Origin of the sequence: Actinoplanes sp. M2I2, assembly GCF_023544445.1 — a bacterium.
Lineage (GTDB): Bacteria > Actinomycetota > Actinomycetes > Mycobacteriales > Micromonosporaceae > Actinoplanes.
In genome coordinates this window covers 156,042-172,068 of sequence record NZ_JALPVJ010000015.1, presented here as the reverse complement: position 1 = coordinate 172,068, position 16,027 = coordinate 156,042, and the positions used below count along the sequence as shown (strand labels likewise).

17 protein-coding genes are annotated in these 16,027 nt (G+C 72.6%); 8 read left to right on the top strand and 9 right to left on the bottom strand.

Translation table 11 applies throughout. The features are described from left to right. Positions 1-2 precede the first annotated feature (2 nt). The 3 genes from HJC40_RS29460 to HJC40_RS29450 form a co-directional block, all read right to left on the bottom strand. Positions 3-860, bottom strand: a complete 858-nt coding sequence (locus tag HJC40_RS29460) for a GNAT family N-acetyltransferase (RefSeq protein WP_250005994.1) — start codon at positions 858-860, stop codon at positions 3-5. A 159-nt stretch (positions 861-1,019) separates the two neighbouring features. Further along, positions 1,020-2,657 (bottom strand): FAD-dependent oxidoreductase, encoded by a 1,638-nt coding sequence (locus tag HJC40_RS29455; protein WP_250005992.1) that lies wholly within the window; start codon positions 2,655-2,657, stop codon positions 1,020-1,022. 93 nt (positions 2,658-2,750) lie between these two features. Then, positions 2,751-3,794, bottom strand: coding sequence for a zinc-binding dehydrogenase (locus HJC40_RS29450; protein WP_250006141.1), 1,044 nt, complete (start codon positions 3,792-3,794; stop codon positions 2,751-2,753). A gap of 52 nt (positions 3,795-3,846) precedes the next feature. On the opposite strand from HJC40_RS29450, the gene HJC40_RS29445 reads away from it, so the two are divergent. Next, positions 3,847-5,451 carry an AMP-binding protein gene (locus HJC40_RS29445; protein WP_250005990.1) on the top strand — a complete coding sequence of 535 codons (1,605 nt, stop codon included), beginning with the start codon at positions 3,847-3,849 and terminating at the stop codon, positions 5,449-5,451. Between the two features lie 3 nt (positions 5,452-5,454). Here the strand turns inward: HJC40_RS29445 and HJC40_RS29440 are convergent, their stop codons facing one another. From HJC40_RS29440 to HJC40_RS29425, 4 genes are read right to left on the bottom strand one after another with little or no spacing between them, the layout of a single operon-like run. Beyond that, positions 5,455-7,260: a glycosyltransferase family 39 protein gene (locus HJC40_RS29440; protein WP_250005987.1), complete on the bottom strand. Its 1,806-nt coding sequence runs from the start codon at positions 7,258-7,260 to the stop codon at positions 5,455-5,457. Positions 7,261-7,269: 9 nt separating this feature from the next. Continuing rightward, complete coding sequence (locus tag HJC40_RS29435) at positions 7,270-7,419, bottom strand: hypothetical protein (RefSeq protein ID WP_250005985.1); 150 nt, start codon at positions 7,417-7,419, stop codon at positions 7,270-7,272. Positions 7,420-7,470: 51 nt separating this feature from the next. After that, positions 7,471-7,626, bottom strand: coding sequence for a hypothetical protein (locus HJC40_RS29430; protein WP_250005983.1), 156 nt, complete (start codon positions 7,624-7,626; stop codon positions 7,471-7,473). A gap of 43 nt (positions 7,627-7,669) precedes the next feature. Further along, complete coding sequence (locus tag HJC40_RS29425) at positions 7,670-8,320, bottom strand: intradiol ring-cleavage dioxygenase (protein WP_250005981.1); 651 nt, start codon at positions 8,318-8,320, stop codon at positions 7,670-7,672. A gap of 155 nt (positions 8,321-8,475) precedes the next feature. Here HJC40_RS29425 and HJC40_RS29420 point away from each other — a divergent pair, with 155 nt between their 5' ends. The 3 genes from HJC40_RS29420 to HJC40_RS29410 all read left to right on the top strand — a co-directional run bounded on the left by HJC40_RS29420 (position 8,476) and on the right by HJC40_RS29410 (position 12,506). Then, the gene (locus HJC40_RS29420; protein WP_250005979.1) at positions 8,476-10,611 is read left to right on the top strand and encodes a TRAP transporter fused permease subunit; all 2,136 of its coding nucleotides are present in this window, start codon (positions 8,476-8,478) and stop codon (positions 10,609-10,611) included. A gap of 10 nt (positions 10,612-10,621) precedes the next feature. After that, complete coding sequence (locus HJC40_RS29415) at positions 10,622-11,617, top strand: TAXI family TRAP transporter solute-binding subunit (protein WP_250005977.1); 996 nt, start codon at positions 10,622-10,624, stop codon at positions 11,615-11,617. A 526-nt stretch (positions 11,618-12,143) separates the two neighbouring features. Next, positions 12,144-12,506, top strand: a complete 363-nt coding sequence (locus HJC40_RS29410) for a DUF6745 domain-containing protein (RefSeq protein ID WP_250005975.1) — start codon at positions 12,144-12,146, stop codon at positions 12,504-12,506. Between the two features lie 2 nt (positions 12,507-12,508). Here HJC40_RS29410 and HJC40_RS29405 read toward each other — a convergent pair whose 3' ends face one another. Together HJC40_RS29405 and HJC40_RS29400 are read right to left on the bottom strand one after the other, a co-directional pair. Continuing rightward, positions 12,509-13,396: an LLM class flavin-dependent oxidoreductase gene (locus tag HJC40_RS29405; RefSeq protein WP_250005973.1), complete on the bottom strand. Its 888-nt coding sequence runs from the start codon at positions 13,394-13,396 to the stop codon at positions 12,509-12,511. 122 nt (positions 13,397-13,518) lie between these two features. Further along, positions 13,519-13,905 carry a VOC family protein gene (locus HJC40_RS29400; protein WP_250005972.1) on the bottom strand — a complete coding sequence of 129 codons (387 nt, stop codon included), beginning with the start codon at positions 13,903-13,905 and terminating at the stop codon, positions 13,519-13,521. 102 nt (positions 13,906-14,007) lie between these two features. Between HJC40_RS29400 and HJC40_RS29395 the strand changes: the two genes are divergently transcribed. From HJC40_RS29395 to HJC40_RS29380, 4 genes are all read left to right on the top strand, one after another. Beyond that, the gene (locus HJC40_RS29395) at positions 14,008-14,370 is read left to right on the top strand and encodes a metalloregulator ArsR/SmtB family transcription factor (RefSeq protein ID WP_250005971.1); all 363 of its coding nucleotides are present in this window, start codon (positions 14,008-14,010) and stop codon (positions 14,368-14,370) included. After that, positions 14,367-14,819, top strand: coding sequence for an SRPBCC domain-containing protein (locus HJC40_RS29390; protein WP_250005969.1), 453 nt, complete (start codon positions 14,367-14,369; stop codon positions 14,817-14,819). The genes HJC40_RS29395 and HJC40_RS29390 overlap by 4 nt, the downstream gene beginning before the upstream one ends. Continuing rightward, entirely contained in the window at positions 14,812-15,258 is a 447-nt protein-coding gene (locus HJC40_RS29385; protein ID WP_250005968.1) for a DUF6069 family protein, read from the top strand. Before HJC40_RS29390 ends, HJC40_RS29385 begins: the two co-directional genes overlap by 8 nt. A gap of 69 nt (positions 15,259-15,327) precedes the next feature. Beyond that, on the top strand, positions 15,328-16,020 hold the full coding sequence (locus HJC40_RS29380; RefSeq protein WP_250005966.1) for a helix-turn-helix transcriptional regulator: 693 nt from the start codon (positions 15,328-15,330) through the stop codon (positions 16,018-16,020). Positions 16,021-16,027 lie beyond the last annotated feature (7 nt).

Sequence of the window (16,027 nt, the reverse complement as noted above, 5' to 3'; positions counted from 1 at the left end):
GCTCAAGCCGCCGGCTGGAGGCGGATGCTGAGCTGGGCGCCGAGCTCGACGAAGCCGAGAGCCCGGGCCACGCGCCGGGACGCTTCCGGCCGGGCCCGCCACTGGGACACCAGCCCGGCCGCCGACGCGTCGGCCACGGCAGCCGAGGCCACGGCACGGGCCAATCCCCGGCCCCGATACTCCGCCGCCGTCAGCACACTGAGATGCGCGGTCCCCGCGGGCCAGATCGCGTATCCGGCCGCCGCGACCATCTCGCCGCCGGAGCGAAGAACGAAAACCGGCGACGTGACCTCGTCCAAGCCGGCCTCACCGGCCTCGGCCTCGCTCACCTTGCCGACCAACGACGTCAGCTCCGCCGCCGAGGCCTGCTCGATCCGGGCTGCGGCGGCTTGCTCGTTCCAGGCTGGGGCGGTCTGTTCGGTTCGGGCTGCGGCGCGCTGCTCGATCGGGGCTGCGGTGACTTGTCGGAGGTGGTCCGCGGCGCCCGGCTCGATCTGATCCGTGGCGGGGCGTTCGGTCCGGCTCTCGACAAGGCGGAGGCACGAGGCGTCGCCATACGCCAGCGTCGCCGGGCCGAGCACGTCGGCGACGGGCAGCCTGTGTCGCAGGAACGCCGGATCGGTCAGGGCTTTCACGCTCACCCCGGCGAGGGCCTGCCGCACGGCTTCCGCGCTGTCCTCGTCCGGCGCTGTGACGACCGCGCCCCCTCGCAGGGCGACAAGGCCGACCCAACCCGGCGGGCACAGCAACGACCGCTGCGACACGGTCACCTCGAAGCCGGTGGACGGAAAGGCGACCGTCGCTCCGGACAACTCCGCCCAGAGCCGCCGCGCGTGGTCGAGCAGAGCCCTATCGATCATCGTCGCAGTCTGACGACCACCCCGCGATCACACCACCGCATTCATCGATGCGCGGTCCACCATCAGCGCATCACGGAACCCATTCGACCGAAACGGTAACGCGCCAGCGAACTCGCCCGTTCGGCTCGCATGCGCCGGTGGCCGTGGCCGCATCTGCGCCTAGGTGACCGACCGGAGAGCGGCCGGAGCGTGCGCCGGCACGGCGGGGGCGTGCGGGGCGACCGGCGTCAGCCGGCGGTACGGCTCGCCGGCCGTGGGGCGTGGGTCGGGCTCGCCCTTGTTGGGCCACAGGGCCACGGCCCGCTCGGCCAGCGCCGTGATGGTCAGCGACGGGTTGACGCCCAGGTTGGCGGGCACGGCCGAGCCGTCGATGACGTGCAGGCCCTCGTACCCGAAGACGCGGTGGTAGGGATCGACGACGCCGGAATCGGGGGACGCGCCGATCGTGGCGCCGCCGAGGATGTGGGCGGTCATGGGGATGTCGAAGATGTCGCCGACCGTGCCGCCGGGGTAGCCGCCGATGTGGGTGGCGATGCGCCGTACGGCGTCGTGGCCGACCGGGATCCAGGTGGGGTTCGGGGTGCCGTGGCCGGGGCCGGTCGTGAGGCGGCCGGCCCGGGTGCGGCGGACGGTGAGCGAGTTGTCGGCCGTCTGCATGACCAGCGCGATGATCGAGCGTTCGCTCCAGCGCCGCACGGACATCGACTTCATCAGCACGTACGGGTGGCGCAGCGCCTGGGCGAGGAAGCGCAACGGGCGCGGCAGCCGCCCGCCGCCGTCGACCAGCAGCGTGGAGAGCAGGCCCATCGCGTTGCTGCCGGGGCCGTACCGCACCGGCTCGATGTGCGTCGTCTCGTCGGGGTGGAACGACGACGTGATCGCCACGCCGCGCGAGTAGGGCTCGGCCGGCACCGAGGTGGCCTGGGCGCCGAGCAGCGCCTCGGAGTTGGTGCGGGTGAGGGCGCCCAGCCGCGGGGAGAGGCCGGGCAGCACCCCGGTGTCCCGCATGGCGTGCAGCAGCCGCTGGGTGCCGAGCGCGCCCGCGGCCAGGACGACGTCGCGGGCGGTGAAGTCGCCCCGGGAGGTCGTCAGCCGCCAGCCACCGTCGGCCGGCCGCAACGCGGTGACCTCGGTGGACGGGTGAATCACGGCGCCGGCCCGCTCGGCCAGGTGCAGGTAGTTGACGTCGAGGCTGTTCTTGGCGCCGATCCGGCAGCCGATCATGCAGTTGCCGCACTCGACGCAGCCGGTGCGGTCGGGGCCGGCGCCGCCGAAGAACGGATCGGGCACCGTCCGGCCCGCCTCGCCGAAATACACCCCCACGGGCGTACGCCGGAAGGTGTGGCCCACTCCCATCTCGTCGGCGACCCGGCGGATGACCAGGTCGGACGGGGTCATCGTGGGCTGCTCGGTGACGCCGAGCATGCGCGAGGCCCGGTCGTAGAACGGCGCCAGCTCGCCGGCCCAGTCGGTGATGCCGGCCCAGTGCCGGTCGGCGAAGAACGTCGCGGGCGGTTGGTACAGGGTGTTCGCGTACACCAGGGAGCCGCCGCCGACCCCGGCCGCCGACAGCACCACGAGGTCCTTGAGCAGCGTGATGCGTTGCAGGCCGCGCAGACCGAGCTTGGGCGCCCAGAGGAAGTTCCGCACGTCCCACGAGGTCTTGGGCAGCGTGTCACGGGTGAACCGGCGGCCCGCCTCGAGCACCCCGACGCGATAGCCCTTCTCGGCCAGGCGCAGAGCGCTGACGCTGCCGCCGAAGCCGCTGCCCACGATCACGACGTCGTAATCCGCCATGGCCCCACTGTCGCATTACCGGCCGGTAACCAACAGGGGTCGCTGTGGACAACTCCGGAATGTGGATAACTCCGGGCCGGGCCCGGAGACGCCCTAAAGTCGGCCGGAGCCCACGGCGGACAGGAGGACCTTGAGATGGCGACCCGAGGAGGCATCGGCGAAGGCCGTGGCCGCGTCGGCCAGCGGATGCACGGCGGTGACCATGCCCGAGACGTCCACCGCGCCCGACTCGAGCAGGCGCATGGCCTCGGTGAAGTCGGCCGGCAGATAGGTCGCGCTGCCCTGGATGCGCAGCTGGGCGTCCTGGATCAGCGGCAGCGGGATCGTCACGTCCGCGGGCGGCACCCCCACGACCACGACCGTTCCGCCCTTCATCACCATGGCCATTGCCTGGTCGCTGGTCGACTGCTCGGCGACGCAGTCGAAGGCCACGTCGGCGCTCTCACCCAGGGCGTCGCGCACGTCGTCGGCGGCCGACGGCGAGGTCGCGTCGATCGCCGCGTCCGCGCCGAAGCTCAGCGCCCGCTCCCGGGAGGCGGCCGACCGCGCGGTCATCACCACGCGGGTGGCCCCGCCGGCCCGCGCGGCCTGCACCATCAGGATGCCGATGGTGCCGGCCCCGAGGATGGCCACGGCCTTGTCGCGTACGCCGCCGGCCAGCCCGATGGCGTGCACCGGCGTCCCCAGCGGCTCGATGAAGGCCGCCGTGCGCCAGTCGAGCCCGTCGGGGATCACGTGGAGGCGCCGCTGGTCGATCGTGAACAGGTCGGCCATGCCGCCCTGGTCGTGGGCGCAGCCGAAGAAGCGCAGGCGCTCGCAGATGTTCTGCCGGCCGGCCCGGCACTGCTTGCAGGCCCAGCAGGGCAGGAACGGCTCGAGGGTGACCCGCTGACCGACCGTCACCGCGGTCACCGACGGCCCGACCGCCTCGACCGTGCCGCAGACCTCGTGCCCGGGCGCGTACGGCAGCTCGATGAACGGGTGCGAGCCGGCCAGCGCGTGCGTGTCCGACCCGCAGACCCCGGCCACCGCCGTCCGCACCAGCACCTCGCCCGGCCCCGGTCGCGGCACCTCGGCCGCCACCACCGAAACCGCGCCACCCGAAACGCCGCCACCCGAAACGATCACCCGCTGCATGGTCACGCCCAGACCCTAGACCCCGTACGCCGTCGGGGGTCATGCTGCGGGAATGCTGTCCTATGCCTCGGGTGTGTCGGAGCTGCCCCTGCTCGGCGAGACGATCGGCGCCAATCTGGAACGCACGGTCGCGCGCTTCGGCGAGCGGGAGGCGCTGGTCGACGTGGCGGCCGGCCGCCGCTGGACCTACGCGGAGCTCGACGCCGACGTGAACCGGCTGGCCCGGGGTCTGCTCGCGCGCGGCATCGGAAAGGGCGACCGGGTCGGCATCTGGGCGCCGAACTGCGCCGAGTGGGTCATCACCCAGTACGCCACCGCGAAGATCGGCGCGATCCTGGTCAACGTCAACCCGGCCTATCGGACGCACGAGCTGCGCTACGTCGTCGAGCAGTCGGGCCTCAAGCTGCTGGTGAGCGCCGAGTCGTTCAAGACCAGCGACTACCGGGGGATGGTCACCTCGATCGGATTCGCCGAGGTCGCCTATCTCGGCACGCCGGGATTCACCGAGCTGTTCCTCGACGGGGACGACCCGGACATGTCGGATCTGGCGTTCGACGACCCGATCAACATCCAGTACACGTCGGGCACGACCGGCTTCCCCAAGGGCGCGACCCTCTCGCACCACAACATCCTCAACAACGGCTACTTCGTCGGCGAGCTGATCAACTACACCGAGCACGACCGCGTCTGCCTGCCGGTCCCGCTCTACCACTGCTTCGGCATGGTGATGGGCAATCTCGCGGCCACCTCGCACGGCGCCTGCATCGTGCTGCCCGCTCCCGGCTTCGACCCGGCGGCCACGCTGGCCGCCGTGGCCGCCGAACGGATCACCTCGCTCTACGGCGTGCCGACGATGTTCATCGCCGAACTCGGCCTGCCCGGCTTCGCCGACTACGACCTGTCGACGCTGCGCACCGGCATCATGGCCGGCTCACCGTGCCCGGTCGAGGTGATGAAGCGCGTGGTCGCCGAGATGAACATGGGCGAGGTGGCGATCTGCTACGGGATGACCGAGACGTCGCCGGTGTCGACGATGACCCGCCCCGACGACACCCTGGCCCGCCGCACCGAGACCGTCGGCCGGGTGATGCCGCATCTGGAGTCCAAGGTGGTCGACCCGGACACCGGCCGGCCCGTGCCGCACGGCGAGCCGGGCGAGCTGTGCACCCGCGGCTACTCGGTGATGCTGGGCTACTGGAACCAGGCGGACGCGACAGCCGAGGCGATCGACGCGGCCCGCTGGATGCACACCGGCGACCTGGCCACGATGGACGCCGAGGGCTACGTCAACATCGTCGGGCGGATCAAGGACCTGGTGATCCGGGGCGGCGAGAACGTCTATCCGCGAGAGGTCGAGGAGTTCCTCTACACCCACCCCGACATCGCCGACGTGCAGGTCATCGGCGTGCCCGACGCCAAGTACGGCGAGGAGCTGATGGCCTGGGTCGTCATGCGCCCCGGCGCGGCACCGCTGACCGCCGACGACGTCCGCGCCTTCTGCGCCGGCGAGCTCACCCATTACAAGGTGCCGCGTTACGTGCATGTCGTCGACGACTTCCCGATGACGGTGACCGGCAAGGTGCGCAAGGTCGAGATGCGCGAGCAGGCGGTCGGCCTCCTCGGCCTGCAGGACGTCGCGGCCACCCGCAACGCCTGAGCGTCAGCGGCGATAGATCGTCATGGAGTGGCCGACCTGGTCGATCGGGGTGCTGGTGTCGAGCAGGCGCTTGAGCTGGTTCTGGGCCTGGGCGACCCGGGAGTCCGAGACCACCAGCAGGCCGCGCACCTGGGCGACCGGCACGGTCAGCGGGTCGCGGGCCTCGATGCCGTAGTAGGCCGGCACGCCCGCGCCCTTGTAGACCAGCCAGATCTGTTCACCCGGGTACTTCGTGCGCAGGCGGTCGGCCAGGCGGGGCAGGTCCTGGCCCCAGTCGACGTTCGAGTCGTGCAGGTTGTTGTGGGTGTTGGCGGTGCCGCCGAAGGCCTCGTTCGAGTAGGGCAGGTAGTACGGGAACGTCCTCAGCGAGCTGACCGCGACAAAGGCGACCAGCGCGGCCGTCGGGATCCAGGCCCAGCGCCACCGCAGGAGCACCACCGCTCCGGCCGCGACGGCGAGCAGCATCGGCGCGAAGATGACGTAGCGGGTGCCGTAGTCGCGGGCGCCCGACATGGCCACCAGGAACAGCACGCCGGCCGGCAGCAGCAGGTACAGCGCGGCGATCCACTTCTTGAGCAGCAGGGTGACCGCGCCGGCCAGCCACAGCAGCAGCATCCCGATCGGCGTCTTGATCAGCAGCGCGACGGGCAGGTAGTACCACTTCGCGCCGCGGTAGGCCTCGCCGAGCAGGAACCCGTTGAACGTGCGCGACTCGAACTCGAACTGCATCAGCACGCCGTCGCGGTATGCCCGCGGGAACGGCAGCAGGTCGACAGCGAGGCCCTTCAGCCCGCCGGGGTGGGCCAGGCCGGCCGGAGCCGTCCACCGCAACCGCGGATCGATGGCCAGGTAGACGAGCCACACCACCGCCACCGCGATCAGCCCCATGCCGGCCGCGCCGAGCAGGCGAAATCCCAGCCCGCGCCCGGTGGCCCCCGACCGCAGGAGGCCCAGGGAAGAATGTGAACCCCGAGGAGCCGTCCCGCCCCCGGCCGAAACCGCGCCGGCGGAAGGCGACGCGGCGGGCATGCTGGATGTGGGCGATGCCGAGGGCGCGCTGGATGTGGGCGACGCGGCGGGCACGTCGGAAGCGGGCGGTGCGGCCGGTGGGCCCGACGATAGAGCCGGGGCTGGGACTCGTGCGGATGAGCGGCGGCCGGCGACCGGCGCGAGCAGGGCCAGGAGCAGGGCCATCGGGACGACGGCGAGCGTGTTCATCCGCGTTGCGAGGGCCGCGCCCAGGGCCAGACCGGCCAGCGCCAGATACAGACGTGGCCGCTCGCGGGCCCGCCACAACATCCAGAAGGTCACCAGTACGAACCCGGCCGCGGGCACGTCCAGCGTGGCCAGCGAGCCGTGTGCGATCACGTCGGGTGAGAAGGCGTACAGGGTCAGGGCGACCAGCCCGGCCCACGGCCCGGCGAGGTCGCGCGCGAAGAACAGGACCGCCAGCCCGAACAGCAGCGTGAGCAGGATGATCGGCAGCCGGGCGGCCAGCATGAGCTCGGACGGGTTGTTGCCGCTCTCGTAGAGCAGCTGCCGCCCCAGGGTCGTCTGGTCGGCCCCCGCCGGCTCGTCCAGGCGCGGGCTGGTGAAGGCCAGGCCGGCCGCCATCGCCAGCTTGGCCAGCGGCGGATGCTCGGGGTTGAGGGCCAGGCTGTGCTGCTGGCGGTAGACCTCGGCGGCGGCCACGTAGACCGGCTCGTCGATGGTCGGCGACTGCTGCACGGCCGTGGTGACCATGGCGAACGCCATCTGCCCCAGCAGCAGCGCCACAGCGAGCGGATAGAGCAGGCGCCGTCGGAGCATCGCGCCAATCTATCCGGCGAATTCTCCGGGGGGCTCGGCGGCCGGGTCGGCGTGCTTGTCCCGCTCGGCGGCGCGCAGCTCGACCCGGCGGATCTTGCCGGAGATCGTCTTGGGCAGGTCGGCGAACGCGAGGCGGCGGATCCTCGCGTACGGCGGCATGTGCTCCCGGGCGTACGCGAAAAAGGTCTCGGCCGTCGCGGCGTCGGCCGGTCAGCCCTCGGCCGGCACGACGTAGGCCTTGGGCACGGCCAGGCGCAGCGGGTCGGGCGAGGGCACCACGGTCACCCCGGCGTACGCCCGGGCCCGCAGCCAGGTGGCGACCCGGGCCCGCAGCCAGGTGGCGACCCGGGCCGACCGCCGCGACATCTCGGCGAACGAGAACCGCTGATCGGAGCCCTGAGCCTCCTCGCTAGATGCTCATGGTCCTGGTCGCCACGAGGCCACGGCCAAGATCCCCGGTGACGGTGGCCATCGCCAGGTCGCCACCGTCCTCGGCCATCGGGTGGGCCAGGGCGAGGTGGGTGGCGCTCTCCTCGTAGCCCCGCACCGCGTAGACCCTGGCGCAGACGTCGCTGGGCAGGGCCACCTGGCCGGTCACCCCGGCGGCGGCCTCGAAGTGCAGGTGCGGCCACCGGCCGCCGGACGCGCCGGGGAAGATCGTCGTGAAGGTGACCCAGCCGTTGTCGTCGGTGCCCTGGACGCCCCGCAGATAGTTCTGCCCGGTCAGGCCGGGGGAGTGCAGCGAGTACGCCCCGTCGCGGTCGGCGTGCCACAGGTAGACGGCGTGGCCGCTCAACGGGCGGCCGGAGTTCGCGCTGACCAGGCGCAGGCGGACCGTCAGCGGTACGCCGCGGGCGACCCCGGTGGCCGTGCCGAAGCTGCGGCGCAGGTCGGGGCGCACGATGCCCGACCGGGTGAGACGGTCGGTGCCGCCGCCGGTCAGGCTGGCCACCGTGACGCCGTTGACCAGGCCCATCATGCGGCGCCGGCGCAGCGCCGCGAAGTCCCGGGCCAGTTCGCCGGGCTGCTGCTTCTGCTGAATTTCCACCTGCACGGTCATACGGCCCCCTCCGCCGACGGTCAGGGGTCCATTACGCCGTCGCCGGGTTGCGGCCCGGGTGGTCCAACGGTTGCCAACCGGGTGCAGACACGGCCCTGGTTCGTTACAGAGTCGTGCGGTTACCAAGCGCGACGCGAACTAGTACTGTCCGTTTCATGGGCGATGATCGATCTTCGGGACGTCTGTCCACGATGGACGCTCTGCAGTACGACGACGAGGAGCTGCCCGCCCGCGACCTCAAGGGGCGCGTCGGGCTGGGCGTGGGCGTCGTCGCCTTCGCGGTGGCCGTGCTGGTGCTCTGGCAGGTCTTCCGTCCCCTCGCCCGCGGCAGCCAGTACTACCTGATCATCTTTCTGGCCGGCACGCTTCCGCTGGTCTTCCTGGCCTACCGATCGCGGCTGTTCCAGCGGGAGAGCCGCGACGCGCAGCGGGAGAGCCGCGACGCGCAGCGGGAGAGCCGCGACCGGCCGACCGTGCCCGACTGGATCCTGGCGGTCACCGCCCTAATCGTCTGCCTCTATCCGCTGAGCCCGATCGGTGGCGGCTACGACGGCTTCCTCGACCGTCAGGGGCTGCTCGAACCGGCCGACATCGCCTTCGGCGCGGTGCTGCTGCTCCTGGTCGTCGAGGCCTGCCGGCGGACGACCGGGTGGGTGCTGCCGGTGGTCTGCCTGGCCTTCCTGGCGTACGGGTACTACGGCGGGCTGCTGCCGCAGGAGTGGTCCGTCGCCCACGCCGGCCTCGACTTCGCCCAGATCGTCGACGCGCTCTACAACTCGGGCAGCGGGTTCTACGGCACGCCGCTGGACGTCGCGGCCACGTACATCGTGCTGTTCACCATCTACGGCGCCGTGCTCGACCTGTCCGGCGCGAGCCGCTTCTTCGTCGACCTGTCGGTGGCCGCCTTCCGCAAGTCGCGCAGCGCGGCCGGGCGGACAGCGGTCGCGGCCGGCTTCCTGCTGGGCACCGTCTCGGGCTCGGGCACGGCCACCGCGGTCAGCGTCGGCGCGGTCACCTGGCCCCTGCTGCGCCGGGCCGGCTACCCGGCCGAGCAGGCGGGCGGCATGCTGGCCGCGGCCGGCGTCGGCGCGATCCTGTCCCCGCCCACCCTGGGCGCGGCCGCGTTCATCGTCGCCGAGTATCTGGACGTCTCCTACCTGACCGTCCTGGGCTGGGCGATGATCCCGACGGTTCTCTACTACCTCGGCATCCTGCTCGCCGTCGAGATCGACGTCCGCCGTTTCCGGGTGCGCGGGCTCGACGCGCCGCCGGTCAGCACGCTGCGGCTGCTGGGCCGCTTCGGCTACCACTTCTCGTCGCTGGTGCTGATCGTCGTCCTGCTGGCGCTGGGCCAGAGCGCCACCCGGGCCGTCGTCTACGCCACGCTGCTGGCCTTCGCGCTGTCGTTCCTCGACCGGCGGTCCTGGCTGACCCCGCACCGGCTGTTCACCGCGCTCAGCGCCGGCGTCCGCAGCGTGCTGCCGGTCGTCGCGGTCTGCGCCGCCGCCGGCATCATCACCGCCACCACGACCAAGACCGGTCTCGGCGCCCAGCTGGCGTCGCTGCTGGTGCGCGGGGCCCAGGCGGTCACCTCGAACCCGACGGCGGTGCTGGCGCTGACCGTCGTCCTCGCGGCCGTGGCGCTGGCCATCCTCGGGCTGGCCGTCCCGGTCACCGCGAGCTTCATCATCGGCTGGGTCATCATCGGCCCGGCGTTGCTGGCCCTGGGCGTCCCGGCCCCGGCCGCGGCGATGTTCGTCTTCTACTACTCGGTGCTCTCCGAGGTCACCCCGCCCACGGCCCTGGCCGCCGTCGGGGCGAGCGCGATCACCGGCGGGCGCACGATCCCGACGATGTGGCAGGCCCTCAAGTACGCCCTTCCGGCGTTCCTGGCCCCGATCGCGTTCGTGCTCACGCCGTCGGGGTCGTACCTGCTCGCCCGGGGGCCCTTCGTCGACGTCGTCTGGGCCACCGCGGCCGCGATGGCCGGGGTGGCCGCCCTCGCGGTCGCCACGGGCGGCTGGGTGCTGGGCATCGGACGCGCGGGCACCGGCAGCCGGGTGCTGGCCGCGCTGGCCGGGCTGCTGCTGCTCTACCTCGAGCCGCTGACGATCGGCCTCGGCGTCGCCCTGCTGCTGGCCGCCGTGGGCTGGGCCGCCGCCGACCGTAGGCACCCCGACCCGCCGCCGTCCGATGCGGCGCCGCCCTCCGCTTCGACCGAGGACGACCCGGACTCCGGACCGGGCCGCCGGCCCGGCCGCGACACCACGCACACCGAAGAACGGGGTTGATATGAGACGCATGGCCATGACCGCCGGGCTCGCTCTCGCCCTCACCGGGGCGCTGACGGCCTGCGGCGGACGGCAGGACGCCGCCTCCACGGACGCGGGGGGCGAGGTGACCTGCGACGTCGCCGCCGAGACCCGGCTCGGCATCGCCACCGGCAACGCGACCGGCGTGTACTTCGCGCTCGGCAACGCGTACGCCGAGCAGCTCGGGGAGGCCGGCGGCAAGGTCCAGGCGACCGCCTCCGAGACCGGCGCGTCGGTCCAGAACATCCAGCAGCTCGTGGCCGGCAGCTACGGCATCGCCTTCTCGCTGGCCGACACCGCCGCCGACGCGATCAACGGGACCGGCAGCTTCGACAGCAAGCAGCCGATCGCCGCCCTGGCCCGCATCCACACCAACTACACCCAGGTGATCGTCCGCAAGGCCGCCGGCATCAAGGACGTCGCCGGCATGAAGGGCAAGCGGGTCTCCACCGGCTCGCCCAAGTCCGGCACCGAGGTCATCGCCAACCGGCTGCTGACGGCGGCCGGCCTCGACCCGGCCCAGGACGTCAGCGCCCAGAAGCTCGACCTCACCAAGACGGTCGACGGGATGAAGGAGGGCTCGATCGATGCCCTCTTCTGGTCGGGCGGCCTGCCCACGCCCGGCATCACCGACCTGCTCACCACCTCTGGCGATCAGGTCGAGTTCCTCGACGTCACCCCGTTGCTGCCGGAGCTGCAGAAGATCAACCCGGTGTACGAGGCCGGCGCCATCCCGGCCGCCACCTACAAGCTGGCCGGCGACACCCCGACGATCGTCGTCCCCAACCTGCTGCTGGTGAAGGACGACCTCGATGCCAACGTCGCCTGCGTGCTGACCAGGACGCTCTTCGACCGCAAGCCGCAACTCGAACAGGCCAACGCCGCGGCCAAGGAGATCAGCCTCGACCAGGCCCGCAAGTCCGATCCCGTGCCGCTGCACCGCGGCTCGGTCAAGGCCCTCGACGACCTCGGCGCCCCGAAATAACCGCTGGACACGCCGCCCGTTCCGGGGGAAGCTGACCTCATGATCTTCTCCCGGAAGGGCGCGTGCGCCCTCGCGCTTTGATCGCGCCCGCGCGGCGACAGGCCGCGCTTCGTCAGGAGCTGTGGGATCGGGCGGCGGCCGTACGCCGCGAATGGCTCGAGGTGGCGCTCTCCACCAAGCCCGCCGACCACAGCAGCACCGAAGAGACAATCACTTCGCTGTACGCCCGTCACGGCCGCCCGCGCCCGGAGTTCGTCCGGGTCCCGTCGCCCCGCGCGGCCCTCCCGTACCTCGAAGGTCTGCCCATCCACGACGACCTGCGGTCCTGGCTGGGCGACCGCCGGCCACCCGGCCGTTTCCCCCTGGCCGGTGACATCGCGGCGGGCCTGTCCCGCCTGCGGTCCGCTCTCGAGGCCGACCACGCCGAGCCGCCCGCCGATCGTCCGCCGCCGAACGCCGCAAGGGCGAAGCGTGGCCCGTCCTGCCGCCCGGCCCGGCCCTCGACTCCGGGCTGCCGTTCCACGAATTGCTCACGCAGGGCGTACGGAATGCGCTCTTCCGCAGTCTGGCCGGTCTCTATCTGCCGGTGCGGGCCGCGCTCGGCCCCGTGCCGGTGGGTTGGTACGGCCATCAGGACGCCCATTGGGTCGCCCACATCGACGCCATCCGGCAAACGGTGACACCCCGCCTGAGCCGCGAGCGCGAATTCGCCGAGTGGTCGGCGCTCACCCGGTCGGCCGGCTGGTGGTGGCCCGGCGAGCACCGCTGCGTCCTGGTCGACCGGCCGGTGATCCTGCGGACCGAGCCCGTGCCGGGCGCCTGGCACGAGGAGATCCGTCCCGTCCACATCGCCTACGCCGACGGCTGGTCGGTGACGCCGGCCGCCTGACGCTACGACAGCGAGGTGCGGGCCTCGGCCAGCACCTCGCACTGTCGCCGCCAGCCGTCACCGGCCAGACCGATCACCACGTGGCTCGCGCCGGCGCTCTCGTACTCCGCGAAGCGGCCGGCGATCTGCGTGGCGCCGCCGGTGATCGGCAGAAGCTCGGCCTGCGCGGGCTCCTTCCCGTACGCCCGGATCAGGTTCGTGGTCATCTCGGCCGCATCCGGCAGGCCGGGCCCGTCGCCCAGGGCCCCGGCCGCCCCGATGGTGATCGCCGGGACCGGGCGCCGGAACCGGGCGGCCAGCTCGGCCAGGCGGGTGGCGCCGGCGGTCAGCTCGGCCGGTGTGATGAGCGACGGGAACCAGGCGTCGCCGTACCGCGCGGCCCGGCGGACGGCCAGGTTGCCGATCCACAGTGGCGGGACGGGCACGGCCGGGGCCAGCGTCACCCGGGGGCGGCCCTCCTCGTCGGGCAGCTCGACCTCGTCGCCGCCGAGCAGGGACGGCAGGAGCTCGAGCGCGGTGTCGGTGCGGGCGGCCCGCTCGGCATAGGGCACGCCGGCGGCCGCCCACTGGGCTTCGCCACCGCCGGAGCCGATGCCGAGGATTAGGCGACCGGCCGACACGTGCTGGAGACTCGCCACCTGCTTGGCCGCCCAGGCCAGCGGGCGGATCGCCGGGATGAAGACACTCGCCCCGACCCGGATCCGGCTGGTGGCGGCGGCCGCCGCGGCCAGCGCCACCGCGCAGTCCAGCGACGGCATGCCCGTGGCCAGGTGGTCACCGTGCCAGACACTGTCGAGCCCGAGCTCCTCCGCGTGGCGGGCCGCCGCCGGCAGATCGAGTCCTTCGCGCTGTTGCGCCGCCACCGAAGGCAGAATGACACCGATGTCCACGACGACTCCCCAGCTGTACGCCACGCTGACTTTCGGTGAGTCTCCAAGGTGAACCGAGCTTCAAGTCAAGCCCTCGGAATCGCGCTGGTAAAAGGGATTGCCGCCCTGCTCGGGCCGACACATCAGTCGTCGTCGCGGACCAGGCAGAAGGGGTGACCGGCCGGGTCGAGCAGGACCCGGACGTGCGGCTGCGGCTGGTGGCCGGCCAGGTCGGCGCCCAGCGCCCGCGCCTCGGCCACGGCGGAGTCGAGGTCGGCGACCTGGAAATCGAAGTGCATCATCGGCCGTTGGTGGCCCTCCGACGGGGGCCAGACCGGCCGTTCGTAGTCGGTCGCCTGCTGGAACACGACGAAGGCGGAGCCGTCCGCGGCGGTGGCCAGGACGGTGGTGCCCGGCTCCTCGTGGACGACCGGCCAGCCGATCAGCTCGGAGTAGAACCGGGCCAGCGCGGCGGGGTCGGGCGCCTCGACGGCCATGCCCCACCACATCCCTTTGATCCTCGACTGCATCAGCACACCGTAGAACGGGAAGTGGACGATCCACTTCCGGAACCGACGACACCATCCGTCCGGACGTTGAACTTTCTGGTTCAGTTTCGTAAGGTGAACCACGTGGTTCAGCATGAGGGATTGGATCGGGTCTTCGCGTCGCTTGCCGACGCGACCCGGCGCGGCGTGCTGGTGCGACTGGGGGCGGGGCCGGCGACCATCGGGGAGCTCGCCGAGCCGGCCGGCATGACCCTGACCGGCATGAAGAAACACGTCCAGGTGCTCGAGGACGCCGGTCTGGTGGTCACCGAGAAGGTCGGCCGCACCCGGCAGTGCCGCCTCGCCCCGGCGCCGCTCGACGACGCGCTGGCCTGGATCAGCTTCTACCAACGCCTCTGGGCCCGTCGCCTCGACGGCCTCGACGCCTACTTCACGCTGCGCCGCGGCGCGGACGACACCGACCGGAGCAAGGAGCAGGGGACATGACACTGGACATGCGGGTCACGCGGGAGCTGCCGGCCACGCCCGAGGAGGTGTTCGACGCCTACACCGACGCCGAGAAACAGAAGATCTGGTTCAGCATCCTCGACGACGAGCCGGGCATCGTCGAGATCGAGGTCGACCTGCGGGTGGGCGGCCGGCAGACCGCCGTGTGGGGGTCCGACCGGGACACCCTCTTCCGGGAGACCCAGACCTTCCTCGAGATCGACCGGCCCCGCCGGCTGGTCACCGAGTCGACCGGTTCGGGGCCCGACGGCCAGGAGATGACCACCCGCATCGAGGTCACCTTCGAGGAGAAGGGCGACGGCACGCTCATGACGGTCACACAGAGCGGCTTCCCCGTCCCCGAGATCCGCGACTTCTTCGTCGGCGAGGTCTGGCAGGGCGCCTTCGCCCGCATCGAGGCCTATCTGAAGCGCGGAACCGATGCGTAGCCGGCCGGCGATCATCGCCCTGGCCTGCGTGGCCGCCGTGATCGTCAACCTCGTCGTGTACGGGGTGGGCCGCGCGGCCGGCGGCAGCTTCCGCTTCACCACCGGGGGCGTCGTCAACGAGGTCGACGCCGTCACGGTGGCCGGTTTCAGTGCCGTGCCTCTGCTGGTCGGGCTGGTCCTCGTGGCGGTGCTCGCGCGGCTCGGCCCGTGGGTCGCCCGGGTAGCGGCGATCGTCGCCCCCGTGCTGGCGGTCGTGACGATCCTCGTGATGACGCTGCCCGCCGATCTCGACGGGACGAGCACGATCGCGCTGGCGCTGTGCCACCTGACCCTCGCGCCGATCAGCTTCCTGGCGATCCGGGCCCTCGGCCGGCGTGCCGCGATCGGCAATTCCGCCGAGGCCGCCACCCGGGCCCCGGCCCATCAGGGGAGGGGCTGACGGCGTCGGGTTGTCCACCGGGGGCGAAGCTTCGGCCGGCGCCGAACCGTTGCGCCGCACACTGGACACATGGCCACCGCCGGAGACCTCGCCGCCCTCGCCGGGCTGCTCGCGGACGAGACGCGGGCGGCCGTCTGCCTGGCGTTGCTCGACGGGCGGGCCTGGACGGCGGGCGAGCTGGCCCGGCACGCCGGGGTCGCGCCGTCCACCGCCACCGAGCACCTGCACCGGCTCGTCGCCGGCGGGCTGCTGGTCGAGCGGCGGCAGGGCCGGCACCGGTACGTGCAGCTGGCCGACGAGTCGGCGGCCCAGCTCATCGAGGACCTGGCCGCGCGGCTGGAGCCCCGCCCGGCGCCGGTCACCGGCCTGCGGGCCGTCACCGCGAGCGCGGCCCTGCGGCGGGGCCGCACCTGCTACGACCATCTGGCCGGGCGGCTCGGGGTGGCCGTCACCGAGGCGATGGCCGGGGCGGGGATGCTCGACGTGGACGGCGGGTTCGCGCTCACCCCGTACGGGAGAACGGTGTTGACCTCGGTGACCGGGGCCGAGCTGCGGCCGGGGCGGCGGCCGCTGGCCCGCGGCTGCCTCGACTGGACCGAGCGGCGGCAGCACCTGGCCGGGGTGGCCGGGGCGCGCCTGTGCGAGGCGGCCCTCACGCGGCGCTGGGTCACCCGGATCGGCTCGGGCCGGGCCGTGCGGCTCACCCCCGGCGGCGAGAGCGCGCTGCGGGACCTCATCGGTCTGGACGCGGCACAGCTGTAGGGCGGTA

Coding starts and splice junctions, on each gene's coding strand:
- HJC40_RS29460 (WP_250005994.1), bottom strand. CDS start 860: ATGATCGATAGGGCTCTGCTCGACCACGCGCGGCGGCTCTGGGCGGAG.
- HJC40_RS29455 (WP_250005992.1), bottom strand. CDS start 2,657: ATGGCGGATTACGACGTCGTGATCGTGGGCAGCGGCTTCGGCGGCAGC.
- HJC40_RS29450 (WP_250006141.1), bottom strand. CDS start 3,794: ATGCAGCGGGTGATCGTTTCGGGTGGCGGCGTTTCGGGTGGCGCGGTT.
- HJC40_RS29445 (WP_250005990.1), top strand. CDS start 3,847: ATGCTGTCCTATGCCTCGGGTGTGTCGGAGCTGCCCCTGCTCGGCGAG.
- HJC40_RS29440 (WP_250005987.1), bottom strand. CDS start 7,260: ATGCTCCGACGGCGCCTGCTCTATCCGCTCGCTGTGGCGCTGCTGCTG.
- HJC40_RS29435 (WP_250005985.1), bottom strand. CDS start 7,419: ATGCCGCCGTACGCGAGGATCCGCCGCCTCGCGTTCGCCGACCTGCCC.
- HJC40_RS29430 (WP_250005983.1), bottom strand. CDS start 7,626: ATGTCGCGGCGGTCGGCCCGGGTCGCCACCTGGCTGCGGGCCCGGGTC.
- HJC40_RS29425 (WP_250005981.1), bottom strand. CDS start 8,320: ATGACCGTGCAGGTGGAAATTCAGCAGAAGCAGCAGCCCGGCGAACTG.
- HJC40_RS29420 (WP_250005979.1), top strand. CDS start 8,476: ATGGGCGATGATCGATCTTCGGGACGTCTGTCCACGATGGACGCTCTG.
- HJC40_RS29415 (WP_250005977.1), top strand. CDS start 10,622: ATGGCCATGACCGCCGGGCTCGCTCTCGCCCTCACCGGGGCGCTGACG.
- HJC40_RS29400 (WP_250005972.1), bottom strand. CDS start 13,905: ATGCAGTCGAGGATCAAAGGGATGTGGTGGGGCATGGCCGTCGAGGCG.
- HJC40_RS29390 (WP_250005969.1), top strand. CDS start 14,367: ATGACACTGGACATGCGGGTCACGCGGGAGCTGCCGGCCACGCCCGAG.
- HJC40_RS29385 (WP_250005968.1), top strand. CDS start 14,812: ATGCGTAGCCGGCCGGCGATCATCGCCCTGGCCTGCGTGGCCGCCGTG.
- HJC40_RS29380 (WP_250005966.1), top strand. CDS start 15,328: ATGGCCACCGCCGGAGACCTCGCCGCCCTCGCCGGGCTGCTCGCGGAC.